The 19206-nt window shown below is 61.1% G+C and carries 10 protein-coding genes; 6 read left to right on the forward strand and 4 right to left on the reverse strand.

All coding sequences use genetic code 11. The annotated features are described in order from the left end of the window. Window positions 1-25 precede the first annotated feature (25 nt). On the forward strand, window positions 26-559 hold the full coding sequence (locus LGH74_RS00785) for a GNAT family N-acetyltransferase (RefSeq protein ID WP_226170438.1): 534 nt from the start codon (window positions 26-28) through the stop codon (window positions 557-559). Window positions 560-622: 63 nt separating this feature from the next. Here LGH74_RS00785 and LGH74_RS00790 read toward each other — a convergent pair whose 3' ends face one another. The 3 genes from LGH74_RS00790 to LGH74_RS00800 all read right to left on the reverse strand — a co-directional run bounded on the left by LGH74_RS00790 (window position 623) and on the right by LGH74_RS00800 (window position 6467). Beyond that, window positions 623-2713 carry a tetratricopeptide repeat-containing sensor histidine kinase gene (locus LGH74_RS00790; RefSeq protein WP_226170442.1) on the reverse strand — a complete coding sequence of 697 codons (2091 nt, stop codon included), beginning with the start codon at window positions 2711-2713 and terminating at the stop codon, window positions 623-625. A 158-nt stretch (window positions 2714-2871) separates the two neighbouring features. Further along, window positions 2872-5685 carry an outer membrane beta-barrel family protein gene (locus LGH74_RS00795; protein WP_226170445.1) on the reverse strand — a complete coding sequence of 938 codons (2814 nt, stop codon included), beginning with the start codon at window positions 5683-5685 and terminating at the stop codon, window positions 2872-2874. Continuing rightward, window positions 5685-6467, reverse strand: a complete 783-nt coding sequence (locus LGH74_RS00800; RefSeq protein ID WP_226170448.1) for a GLPGLI family protein — start codon at window positions 6465-6467, stop codon at window positions 5685-5687. Before LGH74_RS00800 ends, LGH74_RS00795 begins: the two co-directional genes overlap by 1 nt. 142 nt (window positions 6468-6609) lie before the next feature. Between LGH74_RS00800 and LGH74_RS00805 the strand changes: the two genes are divergently transcribed. The 4 genes from LGH74_RS00805 to LGH74_RS00820 all read left to right on the forward strand — a co-directional run bounded on the left by LGH74_RS00805 (window position 6610) and on the right by LGH74_RS00820 (window position 13264). Further along, window positions 6610-8061, forward strand: coding sequence for a sensor histidine kinase (locus LGH74_RS00805; RefSeq protein ID WP_226170450.1), 1452 nt, complete (start codon window positions 6610-6612; stop codon window positions 8059-8061). Between the two features lie 69 nt (window positions 8062-8130). Then, window positions 8131-8808, forward strand: coding sequence for a response regulator transcription factor (locus tag LGH74_RS00810; RefSeq protein WP_226170452.1), 678 nt, complete (start codon window positions 8131-8133; stop codon window positions 8806-8808). Between the two features lie 411 nt (window positions 8809-9219). After that, complete coding sequence (locus LGH74_RS00815; RefSeq protein WP_226170454.1) at window positions 9220-9861, forward strand: carboxypeptidase-like regulatory domain-containing protein; 642 nt, start codon at window positions 9220-9222, stop codon at window positions 9859-9861. 52 nt (window positions 9862-9913) lie between these two features. Beyond that, a complete protein-coding gene (locus tag LGH74_RS00820; protein ID WP_226170456.1) occupies window positions 9914-13264 on the forward strand; it encodes a T9SS type A sorting domain-containing protein in 3351 nt (1116 codons plus the stop codon). Between the two features lie 80 nt (window positions 13265-13344). On the opposite strand, the gene LGH74_RS00825 is transcribed toward LGH74_RS00820, so the two are convergent. Further along, the gene (locus LGH74_RS00825) at window positions 13345-14235 is read right to left on the reverse strand and encodes an alpha/beta hydrolase (protein WP_226170458.1); all 891 of its coding nucleotides are present in this window, start codon (window positions 14233-14235) and stop codon (window positions 13345-13347) included. Window positions 14236-14879: 644 nt separating this feature from the next. Between LGH74_RS00825 and LGH74_RS00830 the strand changes: the two genes are divergently transcribed. Then, on the forward strand, window positions 14880-19166 hold the full coding sequence (locus LGH74_RS00830) for an Ig-like domain-containing protein (RefSeq protein WP_226170460.1): 4287 nt from the start codon (window positions 14880-14882) through the stop codon (window positions 19164-19166). The last annotated feature ends 40 nt before the right edge of the window (window positions 19167-19206 follow it).

The following is a 19206-nucleotide window of genomic DNA, read 5'->3' on the forward strand; positions in this document are numbered from 1 at the left end:
AACCGCCAAGGTATACTTTTGTGTTATGAACCCGACCCCGCCTTCCGCCCTGACTACCACACCCGCTACCACCGCCGACATTCCCGCCTTGGTTTCGTTCGTGAACAGTGTGTACCGTGGCGACTCCTCGAAACAAGGTTGGACCACCGAAGCCGACCTGCTCGACGGCTCCCGCATCGATGCCGCTTCTCTGGCCGAGATGCTGCAGGCCCAAGGCGCGGTGCTGCTCATGGCCCGCACCGAAGCCGGCGAATTGGTGGGCTCGGTGTACCTGCAGCAGCAAGCCGAGACGATGTACCTGGGCATGCTGTCGGTCAATCCGACGCTGCAGGGCACGGGCATCGGCAAATATCTGCTGCACACGGCTACCGACTACGCCCGGCAGCAAGAGTGCCGCCGCCTGAAAATTACGGTTATATCGGTGCGGCACGAGTTGCTGGCCTGGTATGAGCGCCACGGCTACCGGCGCACCGGCGAGGAGCTGCCCTTCCACGAAAACCCCGCTTTCGGCACGCCCCGCCAGGCCCTGACGCTGCTGGTACTGGAAAAGCCGCTGTAAGTGGAATATGCCTTTTCAGGCAGCAGAACGGGGTATAAACGCCAGGTTGCGTCTCTACATTGTTCAGACCGTCGGGTCGGACATGGCCGGGGCGGGCCGCTCGGGCAGGGGCAGGGTAATGACAAACTCCGTGAATTCACCCAGCTCGGTTTCTACCGTGAGCGTGCCGCCGTGGCCCTTGGTGATGAGGTCGTAGCTCAGGGCCAAGCCCAGACCTGGGTCATCGGGAGTGGTGGGCGGCGTCCCAAACCGCTCGAACAGCCGCTCCAGTTGCCCGGCTGAGAGGCCCAACCCATTGTCGCGCACCCGGATTTCGACGTGGCCGGCGGCCGCGCGGGTGCTCACGGCCACCTGGGGTACGTAGCCTTCCTGACCGGCCCGCTTGCGCTGCTGCACGGCAAAGAAGGCATTAGTAAACAGACTGATGAGTACCCGGCCCAGGTCGTGGCGAATGATGGGCAGGTTGCCCACGGCCGGGTCGAGGTCGGGCAATAGGGCCGCGTAGAGGTTGCGGTTTTTGGCCCGCACGTCGTGGTACGTCAGGCGCAGGTAGTCTTCCACGAAGGCATTCACGTCGGTGCTCTGGCGGGGGCCGGGGCTGCTGCGCGAATATTCCAGCATGCCGCTCACGATGGAGGCGGCCCGCTGGCTGGAACGCACAATGTTGCTCTGGTACTGGCTCAGAATCTGAAGGTTGTCCCAAACGGTGCCGGGCTCCTCAATTTCCAGCTCCAGCCTGGCCAGCCCTTTGCGCAGGTCTTCTACCAAGTCGGCGCTGATGCCGGCAATATTGCGCATGTTGTTTACCGGAGTCTGAATTTCCTGGGCCACGCCGGCCATCAGCTCGCCCAGGGAGGCCATCTTTTCGCGCAGCACCAGCTGGCTCTGGGTCGTTTTGAGCTCGTGCAGCATCCGGCCCAGACTGTCGCGCTGGTTGGTTATTTCCTGCTTCTGCTGGGTTATTTCCTGGTTCAGGGCGCTCAGCTTGGCATTGGCCTGCTGCTGCTGCCGGCCGTGGCGCCACAGCAGCAGGGCCAGCAGCAGCAGACTGCCCAGTACGCCAAAGCCGATGTAGGTGCGGTTGCGGGCCTCGTACTGCCGGCGCTCGGCTTCCAGCTCGCGCAGGCGCTGCTGCTCGGCAAAGCCAATGGCATCGAGCTGCTTAATGCGTTGCGGATTATACAGGCTGTCTTCGGCCTGCTGCATAATGCGCATGTACTTGAGCGTACTGTCGGTTTGCTGCCGGTCCTGAAAAGCCCCGCTCAGCAGCTTGCTGGTGTGCATCACCCCAATCACGTAGGGCAAGCTCTGGCCCAGGCTCAGAGCCTTGCGGGCGTAGTACACGCTCGAATCGGTCTTGCGGCGGCTGTGGTAAAGCTCGGCCATATACTGGTAGGTGCGGCAGGCGCTGCGCCGGTCATTTTCAGGAAACGAGGCCTGTGCACTGCGGCGGTAGTAGTCGAGCGCCTGGTCGGTTTGGCCCTGGGAGGCGCGCAGCAGGCCCAGCTCGCGCAGCACGTAGGGCAGCGGGTTGCCCCAGCAGCTCTGGTGCACCGTGCCCGACTGCTGGGTCAGGGCATAGGCCCGGTTCAGGAAATACTCGGCCGAGTCGAGCTGGCGGCGGCCTTCGTAGCTGGCTCCCAGGTTGGTTAGCACGCTGATGAGCTGGGAATCGTCGCCGACTTTGTGGTCTTCATATAACGCCTTGGCTCGGAAAAAATACGACAGGGCCGGGCGGTAGTCTTCCAGGGCGTGGTAGAGTAGGCCCATCTGGTTGAGGGTGCGGGCCATGCCTTCGAAGTCGTGGCTGCTTTCGTGCAGCTGCAGGGCCTGCAGGTCGATGCGCAGGGCCTGGGGCAGGTTGCCCCGCTCACTCATCAGGATGCCCAGGCGCGAGAGGCAGCGGCCTTCGCCTTTGGGGTAGCCAATGCGGCGGGCCAACTGCAAACCCTGGCGGGCATACCACAGCACCGAGTCGAAGCGGGAGTAGCGGTAAGAGGCACTCAGGTCGGCCAGCAGCAGCACCCGGGTGGTATCGTGCGGGGCCCGGGCCAGCGCCGCCCGCAGCTTCGGCGTCTGCGGACTTTGGGCCTGCACCAGCCCCGCGAAGAGAAAGGAATAAAGGAGAAACAGTACGGGAAGTAGTTTCCGCATACGTAAAAGTAAGCAACAACTATTAGCAAAACAGTATATTACTTGGCTAATATGTTGTTTTGCCTTTATCGATAGGCTTTTAGCTTGCTAAACGGAAACATAATTCCACAAATTTCAGGGTTGGATCAGTGCCTTGGTCCTACTCTGCTGAGCTTCACCTATACCCCAAACTTGCGTAGGGTGTAGGTGAGGCTCAGCAGCACGTACCGCGTCAGCACGCGGCTGCGTACATCTTCCAAGTAGGTGTCCGTCACGTTGCGCACCACGCTGCGGTTCTGGTTGAGCAAGTCGTACACCTGCAGTTTCACTTCAGCCTGCTGGTTGGCCAAAAACTGCTTGGCCAGGCTGGCATTCCAGAGTCCCACGCGCTGGTTGTAGCCCGCCGCCCGGCCCGTGTTGTTGCTCAGCCACAGGTCCGTGGTCAGCACGAAGTGAGCGGGCAGCTGGTAGTAGGCATCGGCCGTGAGGGTTTGGGTGAAGTAGGCGGTATTCTGACCCGGCAGCAGCGAATAGCGGGCCTGCTGGTAGGTGACGTTGGCACTGAGGCCGAATTCGAGTTGGTCGTTGTAGCTCGAATTGACGCTCAGCCCCTGGCCCACGTTCCAGCTGTGGGCCACGTTCAGCTCGTCATTCACAAAGCTCAAGCCGTGAGTATAGTTGGAGTTGGTAGTCAGGTTCAGGTTGATTTTGTGCGTAGCCAGCCGCTGGCCTAGCGACAAAAAGCCATTCACCGAGCGGTAGCCGTTGGCATTCACCGGCCGGGTCGTTTGCACCCCGCCCGCGCTGAAGCTGGTGGCGGCCACGATACGGTCCTGCACCTGGGCCGCGTCGAGCAGCACGAATACGCTGCGGTTGTTGCGGGCATTGAACTGGCTGTAGGTAGTGAGCAAGGAATGGATGTATTCGGGGCGCAGGGCCGGGTTGCCCCGCTGCACCTGCAGCGGGTTGGTATTGTCGGCTACGGGCTGCAGCTGAGCGGCCGAGGGCACGTTCAAGCGGGTGCGGTAAGTGAGGCGTAGGGTGCGGTTCTGGCTACCGTTGTAGGTAAACAGGGCGTTGGGCAGCAGACGGGTAAAGCGCCGGTTAAAGGTGGTGTCAGCCGTCTGGTTGCGCACCCGCAGCCCGGCCTGCAAAGCATCAAGGCCCAGGCCGTAGGTGTAGCGCAGGCGGCGCGTTTGCAACGTCAGGCCGGCGCGCTGGGCCACGAAGCGGCTGTCGAACCGGTTGCTGAGCAGCGGGTTCAGCGCGTCGTAGCGGCCGGTGGCAGCGGTGAAGTCGCGCACGGTGCGGTCGGCCTGGTTTTGGGTGTGCGTCAGGTTGTAGTGCCCTTCCAGCTTGCGGCTCAATGACACGGGCTCGGTGTAAGATAGATTCAGCACGTTGGTTTGCCCGCCGGTGCTTTCGGTTAGCTGCTGGTTGAGTTCGGTACTGCGGGGCGGCTCGGTGGTCGTGAAAAAGGTATTGGTAGCCTGGTTGAGCGTCTGCTCGTTTTGGCCGTTGAGCACCGTATTCAGGTTGGCCGACAGTGTGCGGCCTTCCTTGGCGAACTTGCGCATTACCAACAGGTTATTGGCCCCGTTCAGAGTAGTGCTGCCGGTGGTATAGCGCAGCTGGCCCTGATTGAGCAGCGTCCCGCCCCGGCTAACCTGCTGCTCACTGGCCCGGCGCTGCTCGGGGCTTTGCCAGGCCGCAAATGGGGTTAGGCGCACCGTCGTGAGCGAGTCGAGCTTGTAGTCGAGGCGCAGGTTGAGGCGGTGGCTAGGAGTGGTTTCGCGGGCGTACAGGTGCTGGTCGGTGAGCAACGGAGCGGCCGTTTCGCCGGGTAGGGTGGGGGCCGTGGTGGCATTTTCGCGGCGGCTCTGCTGGTCGGTTACCTCGCTGCTGCGGCTGCCTAGGTAGCTGGTGGCTACTTCGGCGCGTTTGCCCCAGGCGTCGCGGTAGTTCAGCCCCACCGCCCCCGATTCGAGGATGTTGTTGGGCTGCTCGTTGTCGGAATCGGCACCGCTGCGGCTGCCCTGCCCACCCACGCGCACCCGGCCGCCGCTGCTGCCCGCCGGGCCGTTGGCGGGCGGCCCGGGCTGACTGGTGGCCGGCCCGCCGTTGCTGGAAAACCCCTGCTGGTTGATGTTATTGGCCATACCCAAGGCCGAAATCTGCCGGCCGTTGTTGAAGCGGTTCACGCCCAGCCGGGCCTGGTAGCGGCCGGCCGTGCCGGCGCCGGCGCTGTTGGTGCCGAAATAGCCGCGGCGCTTGTCGCGCTTGGTTACCAGGTTGATGGTGCGCTGCTGGGTGCCGTCGTCGATACCGGAAAAAGCGGCCTGGTCGCTCTGCTGGCTGAAAAGCTGCACCTGGTCGATGATGTCGGCAGGCAGGTTGCGAGTGGCCATCTTCGGGTCGTCGCCGAAAAAAGGCTTGCCATCCACCAGCACCCGGCTCACGGCCTGGCCCTGGGCCCGGATGTTGCCCGCCCGATCTACTTCCACGCCCGGCAGCTTCTTGAGCAGGGCTTCCACGGCTGCGTTGGGCTGGGTTTTGAAAGCCCGGGCACTAAAAGCCAGCGTATCGCCCGACAAGGAAACCGGCGCCCGTTCCTGCTGCACTACTACTTCGCCCAGCGTCTGACTCTGGGCCCGCAGCCGCAACGTGCCGAGCTGGGCCGTGGGGGCTGTTTCGGTGAGCTGCACCGGCACGAGGCGGCTTTTGTAGCCCAGAAACGTGACCAGCACCTGGTATCGGCCGGCCGCCACGTTGCGCAGCACAAACTGCCCGTCGCCGTCGGTGATGGTGAAGGTGAGGTAGGATGAGTCGCGGGCGGCCAGCAAGGATACGGATGCTTCGCGCAGCACCTTGCCGGTCAGCGAATCGACGGCCGCGCCGGAGATGCTGCCTTTGCCCGGGCTGGGTTTCTGGGCTTGGGCCACGCCGCTGAAAACCAGCAGGATGCCGAGCAGGAGGAGAGTCGAGCGTAGCATTACGGACGGCGGCTTTCTTCGCCTTCCAGCAGCTTGAGGCGGAAGTCGGCCCGGGCTTTTTCCTTCAGGTCCTTCAACTCCTCAGGCGTCACAGTCTGGGCTTGGCCGGCGGGGCGCACCTGGCTTTCGGGCACGGCTGTGAGAGCTACTTTGCTGGCTTTGAACTGCTCCCGGGGGTTTTCAAGGGCCAGCACTACGCCTTTTTCGGGCAGTAAGTCGGCCACCGGCGAGTAGGTGAAGGGCAGCTCGGTGGTGTACCAGATAGTATAAAACTGGCCTTTGAACGGCACGGTGGCTTTGCGGCAGGTATAGCCTGCAATTTTTTTAGTCTGGTCGGAATTTTGCCAGCCGGCAGCCTGGGCCAGGGGCTTGTCGGTGCGGTAGGTGGTCGTGGTTTCGCCCTTTTTGATGCTCAGTAGCGTGCTGAGCTTGTTTTCGGCTTGGCTTACGTACACCACTTCCTCGAAGGGCTTGCCCAGATTGGTCATCTGCGGGGCCGCGCCGGGGCCGCCCTCCACCACGGTGCGCATGGCCCCGTCCTGGCGCTCCTCCTTAGCGTAGCCGCCGGCAAAGCTCACCGTCAGCCCGAAGTTGCGCACGTCCGAAATATCGGTGGGGTAGTCGGGGCTGCCGGGCTTCACTTCTTGGCCATTCACCATCACCCGCATCTGGCCGGGGTTTACTTTCTGGGCCGCTTCGTATTGAATACGCCCGGAAACGGTTTGGGCCCGGGCAGCAAGTAGGGTGCCGCAGGCACTGAGCAGGAGTAGGAGCTTTTTCATAAGTGTCGAAGGGTTGAGTTGACGGCTCAAACCTCCCACATCGGCGTGTTAAGCACTGTTATAGAATGTTAAACAGTGTTAACGCACCACCAAAAGCCCTGCGAACCAGCTATTTTCGGCTTCTACTTTAGCCCTTTGCCCCATGAAACGGCGCATCCGCTCCATCTTCTGGCTCATGACGCTCTGCATTCTGGGCATCAACGGTTTTCAGGCGTACTGGCTCTACACCACCTACCAGCTTACCAACTCCCAGTTTGAGCGCACCGTGCGTGAGGCCCTGCTGGCCGTGCTTCAGCAGCAGCAGCTGCACTTCGCCCGCCAGCTGCTCGGCCCCCGGGCCGGCAAAAAGCCCGTGCGCGTCATCTTCCGCCAGTATGACACCGCCGGCCAAAGCCCCGACCAGCTCGAAGTCCTCACGCGCCAGCAAGTCACCAAAACCGATGGGGAGCTGCGCATGGTGAAGGTAGAGCGGCAGGTGAGCTTGCGGCCCAATGCCCACCGTGGCCGGGCCGCCGACACGCTGGCCCGCACCATTACCCGGCAGCTGCTGCGCGACTGGGCCCAGGAAAAGCCGGTAAATCTGGCGCAGCTCGGCCAGGCCTACCACGCCGAGCTGCGCCTGCGCGAGGCCGATGCACCCTTCGTGCTCGATACCCTGACGGCCCATCCCCGGCTGGCCGCTAATCAGGCCGACCTGTTGGCCAACAGGCCGTTGCGGGCCGGCTACGCCCTCCAGACGCCGCCGGTGCTGCTCAACCCCGTGCGTGACCAGTACGTGCAGGCCTCGTTTGCTGCCCCTACTTCCTGGGTGCTGCGCCGCATGGGCGGGCTGCTGGGCGGCTCGGTGTTGCTGCTTGGTCTCACCACAGGTTGCTTTGTGCTGATGCTGAGTACGATACTAAAGCAGAAGAAGCTGTCGGAAGTCAAGAACGACTTCATCAACAACATGACCCACGAGCTGAAAACGCCCCTGGCCACGGTGTCGGCGGCGGTGGAGGCGCTCCAGCACTTTGGGGCCCTGCACGACCCGGCCAAGACGGAAAAGTACCTGGCTATTTCCCGGCAGGAGTTGCAGCGCCTGTCGGAGCTGGTCGAAAAAGTGCTGCACATTGCCGTGGAAGAGCGCCAGACGCTGGAGCTGCACCCCGAACCGGTGCAGCCCGCCGAGCTGGTACAAGAGCTGGTAGCCCGCCACCAGCTAAAAGCCGCCAAACCTGTGCGGTTCGACGTGCGCCTGCCCGCCACCAGCACCGTGCGCTTCGACCGGCTCCACGTGGGCAACGTCATCAACAACCTCATCGACAACGCCATCAAGTACTCGCGCGAGCAGGTCACCATCGGTATCCAGGGCGGGCCGGATGGGCCGGGCTGGCGCCTCACCGTCACCGACGACGGTATCGGTATTCCTAAAACCTATCAGGAAGCCATTTTCGACCGGTTCTTTCGGGTGCCGACTGGCAACCTGCACAGTGTCAAAGGGTTTGGCCTGGGGCTCTATTACGTGCGGCAGGTGGTAGAGCGCCACGGCGGCCACATCGAAGTGCGCAGCACGCCCAATCAGGGCAGTGAGTTTTCCTTCTGGCTCCCCACTTAAAAGAACGAAACTCACCTCCTTCGCTAAAGAAAGCCCTCTGTTTTCCAACCCTACCCACTCTCGCCACTCATGCCCACAATTCTCCTGATTGAAGATGAAGCCGCGCTGGGCATGATTGTGAAAGACAGCCTGGAAATGCGGGGCTTTACGGTACAATACGCCGAGGATGGGGAAGAGGGCCTGCGCCTGTTCCGGGCCGCGCTGCCCGATATCGTGGTGGCCGACGTGATGATGCCCCGGCTCGATGGCTTCTCGCTAGCTGAGCGCATCCGGGCGGAAAACCAGACGGTGCCCATTATCTTCCTTACCGCCCGCTCCCAGACGGCCGACGTAGTGCGGGGCTTCGAGCTGGGCGGCAACGACTACCTGAAAAAGCCCTTCAGCATGGATGAGCTGATTGTGCGGATCAAGGCCCTGCTGGGCCGCCAGCCCGCCGCGCCGGAAGCACCCGCAGGCCCGCTGCCCATCGGCCGCTACCGTTTCGACTACCCCAAGCAGCGCCTCCACCTCGATAGCCACGCCGCCGACCTCTCCAACCGTGAAGCCGAACTGCTCAAGCGCCTCTACGACCAGCGCAACCAGGTGCTGGAACGCACCGTCGTGCTGCGGGAGCTCTGGGGCGACGATAGTTTCTTCAACGGCCGTAGCCTCGACGTGTTCATCACCCGCCTGCGCCGCCACGTGAAAGACGACCCGCAGGTGCAGATTATCAATATCCGCGGCATTGGCTACAAGCTGGTTGTCTGACCAGCGCTGCCGGCTGGCTTAGCGGTAGTGTGGTAGCTCTTTCGACATTTTTTGTCCGCCATTTGTGCCGCTGGGTGCCTGCGCAGGGCGTTGTTTGCACAAAGACTGGCCGAAGAAGCTAGCTATTGGTTTAGGTAATTGTAAATTTATTTTCAATTATAAATAATCCTGCTACCTTGCAGCATCATGCCGCCGGGCTCGGGATGAATACTATAGCTAAGCCCCAGTTTATACTACTAGTTACTATTGCCTTTACGTATCGATTAGAAATTATTGTAGCTATTATAGCTGCTCCATTAGAGCTGTTTAAAGAACTTGCTGATTTCTGATTAATTTTTCGGTCAAAGCTTCATGCTTTAGCTGGCTATTGCGCTATTTACTATCATTCGTTATTATAATTAATTATCGCTCTTGCCTTTCCCTTACTGGCGCTTACTTCCGCAGTCCGGCCTGCTATGGCTGGGGCTATTATGCGGCTGCGCATCTCCTCTTCCGCCACCTAAGCCGCTCCGGATAACGGGCCGGGTAGTTGACCGCCACACGGGGCTACCGCTGGCCGGCGCTACCGTGCACGTGTATGCGCAGAGTGGCAGCGGGCTGGCAGCGGGCGGCTACCAGGCAGCGGAGGAAACCTGGCTATCTGATCAGCAGGGCAACTTTTCCTTTGAGGCTCCGGTGGTGAAAGGAGTGCACTATGTGCTGCGCGCCAGCGCGCCGCCGGGCTACTATACGCTGTGGAGCGAAGCCCCGGCCGTTGGCCAGGATCAGCCGAACGCGGCCCTGCGCCTGCCGGTGCAGGCCCCGGCTTATGTGCGCATCCGGCTCCGCGACGACCCACCCCATACCCCAGCTCGCATTACAGTGTATGGCTACGCCAGCAACGTTGATGAATTTAAGAACTCGGATACGTTGACGTATCTACGGACTCTGGATGCCGGTGAAAAGCGCCGGATTAACTGGGAGATTCTCAATGAAAAAGGTGAGATAAAAACTGCGGGGCAGGATTTATTGCTAAGTCCCCTGGATACTCAGAATGTTATTATTCATTTTTAATATTTTACTTATTTCTACACTAGTACCTTAATTATTATTTATCAATTATTTTATGAAAAAACATTTATTAATTCTCGGGCTATTAGGCCTGTTTCTGCCCGCTTTTGGGCAAAGCGACGAGGAACTGCCGAGCAACATGGCCAAAGAGCTGCAGGTCAGCCTGAGTACGCTCGACCAGGCCCGCATCAAATCCGGCGTACTCTACGACCTAGCTTTGCCCGTAAGTGAGCCGGAAAAGTTTGCCGGCACCGGCGAAAAGCTCAACACCTACGCCAACTGGGAGCAGCAGTACGCGGAATACTACCAGGCCTCGCTCAACAAGGCCAGTCTGCCGTCGTTGGAGGAACTGCGAGGCCGCATCCGGGCCCGCATGGAACACGGGCAGGTGCCGCTGCTGGTGCTCAACTATCAGTACGACAAGCTGCTGCCCAACGCAGCCAACGAGAAGCTCATCACCATCGACTCGGTGAATGCCCAGGTATACGACGGCCCCGACCTGAGCCGCAGCCCCTACACCCAGGGCCGGGTGTTTGCCAGCGCCCTACCCGTCGAAACCTACAGCGGCAGCTACCAAGTGTACGTGGGCCCCGAGTTCTGCTTCGGCAACGTGCCCACCCAGGACGTGTGGCTCGATACCGGCGACGGGGCCGGCTGGCTGCAGCGCCCGATGGGCTCGACGGTAACGTCCCTTTGGAACACGGGCGAAGCTACAGGCCACACGGGCGTGCTCAGCGCCGACAACGTGGCCCAGCCCCAGCCCCAGCAGCAGGTGTGGGTGTATGCCGACGGTGCCTACGCCACCACGGCGGTGCAGCAGGCCCGCACGGCTTCTATAGCGCCCGATGTGGCCCTCGGCCTAGCCGCCTCGCGCTTGTGGGGCTCGTATCCCCGGGCCCGGGCTATGGGCTGGGTGAAATGGGGCGCTGGCAATACGAGCGGCAAATTCCGTAAACCCATGGTGTTTGTGGAAGGCATCGACTTCCGCGAGTTGCGCGCCGGCACGATGTGCTTCAACTATGCGCCGGGCTCTACGGGTCCCGTACCGCTCTCCACGTTTCAGAGTGCAAGTTGCCTGTTTGCGGGCAGCGGCGCGGGCATCTACCGCAACGGAGAAGCCGGCTGGAATGAAATGGTGGACTACAACGGCGAGTATAAGGCCCTCGAAAAGCTGCCCGCGCTACGGGCCCAGCTGGAGCAGCAGGGCTACGATGTAGTGTACCTCGATTTCACCGACGGTGCCGACCTGATTCAGAACAACTCGATGGTGCTCGTCGAGCTGCTCGACTACATTAACAACCCCGCCAACCGCACCGCCGACGCCCAGGAATCGGTGGTGATGGGGGCCAGCATGGGCGGCCAGGTGGCCCGCTTTGCCCTGGCCTGGATGGAACAGCAGAACATCTGCCACAACGCCAAGCTCTACGTGTCGATGGACTCGCCCCACCGCGGCGCCAACATTCCGCTGGGCCTGCAGTACATGGTCGACCGCCTGGCCGACGTCTGGATTGGGGCCGGCAGTGCCCGGGAAGCCAAATCGGATTTGCTGCGTCCGGCCAGCCGGCAGATGATGATTTACCACTTCGACGACGGCGCCGCCATGTCGTATCGCAACGAGTGGCAGGGCTGGCAGAACTCAGCGGGCAGCTACCCTTCCTTGCTGCGCCGCGTGGCCGTGGCCAACGGTAATGCCCAGGCCAGCTTCCAGCCCGGTTCGTGGCCCGGCATGGAGCTGCTGAGCATCAACCAAAGCAACTGGCAAACGCTGGCTACCGGGGACGCCTTTGCCTACGCCATGCCCGGTGCTTCGTCGCGGGGCAATCATAACGTGATTTTCCGTTACTCCAAGCAGTATAGCCTGAAATGGCACTACCGCCAGGTGAGCCCCAGTACCCCGGCCTACGACACCTCGCCGGGCTCGACGTACCGCACGGCCGGCAAGTTCCGGGACAAGAACTCCAGCCTCTTCAACGGCGGCCCCGACATTCACACGTTTATGCCCACCATCAGCGTTATCGACGCCTTTGTGGCCGGCCCCGTGGCAAGTCCCAACCTGAGCTACAACGTGGCCGCCAACATCGTGGCCAACCGGCCCGACCGCACCAAGTACGCCTTCGACGCTTACTTCGCGCCTTCCACCAGTGAGCCCCACGTGCAGATTACCAACGGCACGAGCTCGACCCAGACGCCCAACTCCTATTACAGTAACAACGTGAGCTGGATTATGAACGAGTTGGCGCAGTCGAACAACGGTCTGTCGTTAGCGGCCCCTCTGGTGGGCGCGGCCTACAACTACGGCAGCGCCTACCGCCGCCTGCTCAGCTCGGTGCGCGTTACCGATGGCGGCGAGCTGCACATCAACAATGGCACGCTGTTCACCAGCGGTGGCACTGCGACTACTCAGGGAATGCCTACGCCTGCCAACTTTGAAATCAGCAGCTCCAACTGCGGCACCCGCGTCACGCTCGATAACGGAGGCTCTATGTTTGTAGGCGGCGTGGCTCCCTACACGGCTACGCTCACGATGAACCGCAACTCGCTGATTGATCTGCAATCGACTAGCCTGCTGCAAATCAATGCCGGCTCGGTGCTGCGCATCAAGGCCGGTGCTACGCTGGTAGTGCGGGCCGGCAACCGGGTGCAGGTAGACGGCCAGCTGATTGTGGAGCCCGGCGGCTATATCTGCGTCGCCAATCCGGCCAACATTGTGGTGGGCACGGGCGGCGTATATACGGTGATGAGCGGAGCCAATACCTTTGCCAATCCGGCCCTGGGCCTGGGCAACTTGGCTTGCGGCTCGGTACCGGTTACCTGCAGCACGGCTACGGTGGCTATCAGCTCGGTTATTGTTTCCTCGACCCCATGCCAGGCGCAGTACCGCCTGACGGCTACCGGTACCAACCTCGGCAGCACCATCCGCTGGACCATCGACGGCTACCAGGACCCCGCCTTCGACGACAGCAACACGGCCACGGTATGGCTGGAGCAAGGCTACTCGACCGTTGCCTCTTCGGTGAGCATCAACAATGCCTGCGTAAGTGGCAACGTGGCTACGGCCAGCAAAACCGTGACGAAGCTATTCCCCAAGTGCGGCCAAATGCGGGAGGCGGAACAGCGCATCAGCCTCTACCCCAACCCATCGAACGACTACCTGCTCGTGACGTCGAAAGACCCGGCCCGCACCAGCGCCAGCCCCCAGAATGAAGCCCTGGACGGCCAGCCCCAGTACGATTTCCAGGCTTTCAGCGTGGAACTGTATGATGGCCGCGGCAAGCGGGTAAGCCAGCAGCAGACCCAGCAGGGCGAGCTACGCCTCGACACCTCCAAAATTCCGAACGGCTTGTACCACATCAAGGTAACTCAGGGTAAAGAGGTGCTGGAAGAGAATATCAGCATTCAGCACTAAAGCGGAGGAGTATCCCAACCGTGTAAAAAGGCCGGCAGGAATTTTCCTGCCGGCCTTTTGCGTGCTGCCTATGCTACTTATTATTGCGAAATTGTTACGGCATTGGCCTGCAGTATTTTCTGGAAAAACAGCACGTGGTAAGGCAACGCGTTCTGCCAGTACTCCCAGGTGTGGGCGCCGGGCCGTTCGGTATAGTCGTGTGGGGTGCGGTTGTAGAGCAGGCGGCGGTGCACCTCCCGGTTTATGTCAATCAGGAAATCGTCGACGCCGCAGTCGATGATGAGGGGCAGCCCGTTGCTGAAAAGCTTATCGGCCATGTGTACTACCGAGTTGGCTGTGTACACATCGGGCTTGGCGCTGCCCTCGGGCCCCAGAATCGGGTCGAACAGCGACTGGCGGTTTTTAGCCTCCTCGGGTGTCAGCTTGCGGTTGGTGATGGACAAGTCGAGGGCACCGCTCATGCTGCCGGCCGCCGCAAACAGCTCCGGATGTCGCCCCGATAGGTACAAAGCCCCGTGTCCGCCCATTGACAGGCCCGTAATGACGCGGCCCTTGCTGCTGCGCACCGTGCGGTAAGTGTCATCTATTCGCCCGATTACCTCCTTCGTAATATAGGTTTCAAACTGGCTGCCTTTGTTTACCGGGCTATCCAGGTAGAAGCTGAAGGTTTCGCCTTCGGGCATCACGATGATGAGGTTGTACTGATCGGCCAGCTTATGAATCAGCTGTGGGTCAGGTGTTTTGTTTAGCCAGTCGCCGAAGTGGCCGTAGGCGCCGTGTAGCAGATAGAGCACCGGGTAGCGGGCCTTTTTATTCTTGGTATAGGAAGCCGGCAGCGCCACAGCCGCCTTGTAGGTGCGCTGCATTGCCATACTTGGAATGGCCACGGTATCAACCCGGGCCCCAAAGGCAATAGCCGCCTGGCTCAGCAATAGCATACACAGCAATAGGCGTAGTCGATTCAGATTCATAGGAGGCGTGGTTGCTTAGTTCGTATGATTACGTGGTACGGTAAAACCAGCTTGGTGTATTGCCGTGTGCCGGGGTAAGAGTAAAGCCCAACGTTGCCGGTAGGCCAAGACGTCGACCTCCGAAAGTGTGCTGAAAGCTTGGCGCGGTACTATACCAAGCAACTCATTGGGTAAAAGTAGGTGCCGAAAAAATAATTGTACAAATGTTGGCTCAGCGGGCCTTTTTTCCATTGTTTTTTATCTGGGTGGCTGGCCGAAGAGAGAAGAGGGCTGGCAGAAGCAAAGGCCGCCTTTACGTGTGCTATAAGTGTATAGGTTACGTGTGATGCAAGTTTAAAAACCCTGTTTTCGGACAAGTGAGCGGGTTTTGAAGCTTGCATTTCCCAAACAACGGCTGAATATTTGATCCGCCGCAAACGTTTGTGGCGCTTTGTTGCGGGCTGCTGCTACTCTGGTGGTAGCCATTTTGCCGGCTGCTGCCGGCCTGCTTCGGTACTATTGCTTTTTGCATTTCTGCTCCGGCCTTACCAGCCACGCTTACTTCTCCGCTCCGCTTTCCTTCCGGTCTCATCCCACCTATTGCTGCTGCGGCACCCGTGTGCCCAGTGTCTCCGCTGATTCCCCACCAATCCAGCTCAAGCAATATGAGAACTCAGTTCTACGCACGTCGGGTGCGCCAGTATGTGCCCGCTTCTCAGGTCCGAGGTATCTGGCAGCTGCTGGCCGTGCTCGGCCTGCTGTTTGCGCCCACCACACTGTGGGCCCAGTGTACCCAGCTCGTATGGGCCGATGAGTTCAACACGCCCGGCGACTTGAGCAAGTGGCAGGTGTATGAGGGTGACGGCTGTAATGTGGGCAACTGCAACTTCGGCAATGCCGAGCTGCAGGCGTACCGGGCGGCCAACGCCACCGTAACCGGCGGCTACCTGAACATTGCCACCCGCTACGAAAACACGGTCGTAGATGGCCGTACTTACAACTACACTTCCGCCAAGCTCCAATCGAAAACGGCCAGCGGCGCGCTCCAAACCTTTAAGTACGGCCGCATTGAGGCCCGCATGAAACTGCCGTCGGCCCAGGGTATCTGGCCCGCCTTCTGGATGCTGGCTGACCCCGGCAATTGGCCCTACACGGGCGAGATTGACATCATGGAGGCCAAGCACAAGAACCCGAAATCGACGGCCGGCACCATTCACTACGACGCGGGCGGCTGGCACTTTACCGGCCGCGAATACAGCGGCACGGTTGACTTGTCGACTGACTTTCACGTGTATAGCATCGAGTGGGGGCCTGACCAGATCAAGTGGTTCGTCGACGGCATCCTGTTTCACACCGCCTCGCCCGCCACTACTGTGGGCAACGCCTGGCCGTTCAACACCAACAACTACTACCTGATTCTGAACACGGCCGTGGGCGGCCCCGGCACGCCTTTCACCGGCAACACGGCGCCCACCCCCGCCGACTACCCCACTACTACCCAGGTCGACTACGTGCGGGTGTACACCGGAGCTTCCAACTACGCCGTGTACGGCGACGCGCAGGTGTACCAGGGCGAACAGGGCAAAACCTACCGCCTCGACGCCATCAGCGGTGCTACCTACAGCTGGGCTGTGCCGTCCGGCGCTACCATCAGCAGCGGCCAGGGCACCACCTCCATTCAGGTGAACTGGGGCACCACCGGCGGCACCGTAATGGCCACCGTGACCGTGAACGGGTGCACTACTACCACGTATTCTAAAGCCGTGACGGTGAGTGCGCCGCTGCAGCTGGAGCGGGTGGTTGAAGACTACGAAGCCAACCGCCTGCTTACTTACGGCACCATGACCGGCGTGCTCACGCAGGCCGTGAACAACCCAGCCGCGGCGGCTCCGAACACCTCCACGAAGGTGGGCCGCTACGTGCGCAATGGATCCGAACTGTATGACGTGCTGTATGTGCGCGGCCTCACCATCGGCAATGCTTCCGACTACGCCGCCGGCCGCCGCAAAGTGTATCTGGATGTGTATTCGACGGCGCCAGTGGGCAGCAAGGTCACGATGCAGTTTGAAAACAGCCGTACCGTGCTGGCCACCAATTACCCCACGGGGCGGCAAAGCTCCTACGCGGCTACTACCAGCCGCCAGAACGCCTGGGAAACGCTGGAGTTTGATTTTGAGAAGATTATCGACGCGGGCACCAGCATCTACGACATCGACAACGTGGTATTCCTGTTCCAGCCGGGTATTGCCTCGGGCTCGACTTTCTACCTCGACAACCTGCTGGTGCGCAAAAAGCCCGACGTGCCGGTGGTGGCTACCGACATCCTGGAAAACTACGATGGCACCAGTCGCCTCACCTTCGATGCTACGCTCACCAACGGCACCTACACGCCCGCCTTTACCAACCCTGCGGCCGTAGCTCCCAACACCTCGGCCAAAGTGGCCAAGTATGTGCGCAACGCGGTGGAACAGTATGACGTGCTGTTCTTTACGGCCGGTACGCCGGGTAGCATCATTGAAGACGCCAGCCTGTTTAAGGACCAGACCAGCCAGATTCTGGTGGATGTGTACACCTCGGCGCCCGTCGGTACGCCGGTGGTACTGAACCTGCAGAACAAGTTGGCTGCGGCGGGCTCGTACCCGGCCGGCCGCAACAGCAGCTACGAGGCCCGTACTACCCGGCAAAACGGCTGGGAAACCTTGGCTTTCTCCTACACCTCTTCGCCCGACGCGGGCACGGCCAACGTGGCCATCGACCAGCTTGCCTTCCTGTTTGCCAATAATTCCCGGACCGGCGACACGTATTACGTCGACAACATTCGGGTGGCCAAAACCGTGGCTGCGCCCACCTACACGGCCGGGACGATGTTCGAAGACTACGAAGCCACTCACAACCTGACCTTCGTCAGCGCCGACGGCACCTACACGCCCACTGTGACGAACCCCGCCGCGGTGGCCCCGAATACCTCGGCCCGCGTGGGGCGCTACGCCCGCAATGCCACGGCTACCTACGACGTGCTGGCCTTCCGCAATACGCTGGTGAAAGACGGCGCGGCTTACAAAAAGGGCGACAAAGTCTTTGCCATTGACCTCTATACCACGGCTCCGGCCGGTACGGTCATTTCGTGCCAGCTGGAAAACATTGCCCAGTCGAACACCGGCAACTACCCCACCGGCCGCCACAGTGTGTATCAGGCCGTGGTGAAGCAAACCAACGCCTGGCACACGCTCACCTTCACCTTTGCCAGTGCTCCCGACGCTGGTACGCCCGATGCGGACGTGGACAAGATGGTGTTCCTGTTTGCGCCCAACTCCACGACGAGCCATGTGTACCATATCGACAACATCCGGAGCCTGGTAAAAAACGGCACGACGCCTACCAACGCCGCGCCCACCGTGAGCCTGACGGCCCCGGCCAACGGCGCCACCTTCACCGCCCCGGCCAGCCTGACCATCACGGCCAACGCGGCTGATTCTGATGGCACTGTGGCGAAAGTAGAGTTCTATAACGGTGCCACGCTGCTCGGCGCCGCTACTGCCGCGCCTTATAGCTACACTTGGACTGGTGTAGCGGCTGGTACCTACTCCCTCACGGCCAAAGCCACCGACAACGCCAACGCCACCACGACTTCGGCCGCTGTGAGCGTAACGGTGAATACGGCCAGCAACCCAGCTCCGACCGTCAGCATCACCTCCCCGGCCAATGGTGCCGCCTTTACGGCCCCGGCCAGTGTGACTATTACCGCCAATGCAGCCGATGTCAACGGCACGGTCAGCAAAGTTGAGTTTTACAACGGCACTACCAAGCTGGGCGAAGATCTGGCGGCTCCTTACAGCTTCAGCTGGACGAGTGTAGCCGCCGGTTCCTATTCCCTCACGGCCCGGGCCACCGACAACGGCGGAGCCGTAACGACCTCAGCCACCGTAAGCATCACCGTGAACGGAGCCCAGACCGGCACCAACCTGGCGCTGAACAAACCCACCACGACTTCTTCCACTGAAGCTCCCGAAATGGGTGGCGCCCTGGCCGTGGATGGCAATGCCGCCACCCGCTGGGCCAGCGCCTTTGCCGATCCGCAGTGGCTATATGTAGACCTGGGCGCGCGCTACAACGTGAGCCGGGTGAAGCTGAGCTGGGAAGCGGCCTACGGTAAAGACTACGTGGTGCAGGTTTCGGATAATGCCACCGCCTGGACGACCGTCAAAACCGTGACTGGCAACACCACCCTGACCAACGACCACACCGGCCTGAGCGGCGCGGGCCGTTACGTGCGCATCTACGGCACGGCCCGCGGTACTACCTACGGCTACTCGCTCTACGAGCTGGAAGTGTACGGCACCCCGGCCAGCACCGGCAGCACGGTGTGCGGCGGTACGGTGGCCAGCGGCGACTACCGCTACGAGGTAAGCACCACCAACGGCACCGTGAGCTGGAAATTCGTGCCCCTGACGCCTATTGCCGGCAGCACCATGGCTCTGATTTATGTGAAAGTAGGCACCGGCGGCTACGCGGGCTACCAGATGACGGCCTCGGGCTCCGACTTCGTGTTTGCCCAGGCCCAGGCCGCCGGCGCCAGCCTTTCTTTCTACTTCACCTACCGCGTAGGCAATACTCTGGCCGAACGCAACTCCAGCGCCACGCCGCACAGCTACACGGCCGGTAGCACCTGCACCGCAGCCCGGACCGCCTTATCCGCTACGGCCGCGCCCGGCAGCATCGTCGGAGCTGCTTACCCTAACCCGGTGCGTAACGTCCTGACAGTGGACTTGCGCGAGGCTTCGGCCCACACGCTCATCCTCACCGATATGCGCGGGGCCACCATCCGGACCGTAACAACCAAGGCTGGTACCACCACTACTGCTCTGGATGTGAGTGTGTTGCCCGGTGGCGTGTACCTGCTTACGGTACAAAGCGGGAGCGGGGTAGAAATCCGGAAAATCATTAAGAACTAAGCCCTACGCCTGGCACGATGCACAACCCGGTCAGCATGGC

The organism is Hymenobacter lucidus, assembly GCF_020447265.1.
In the GTDB taxonomy this organism is placed as follows: domain Bacteria; phylum Bacteroidota; class Bacteroidia; order Cytophagales; family Hymenobacteraceae; genus Hymenobacter; species Hymenobacter lucidus.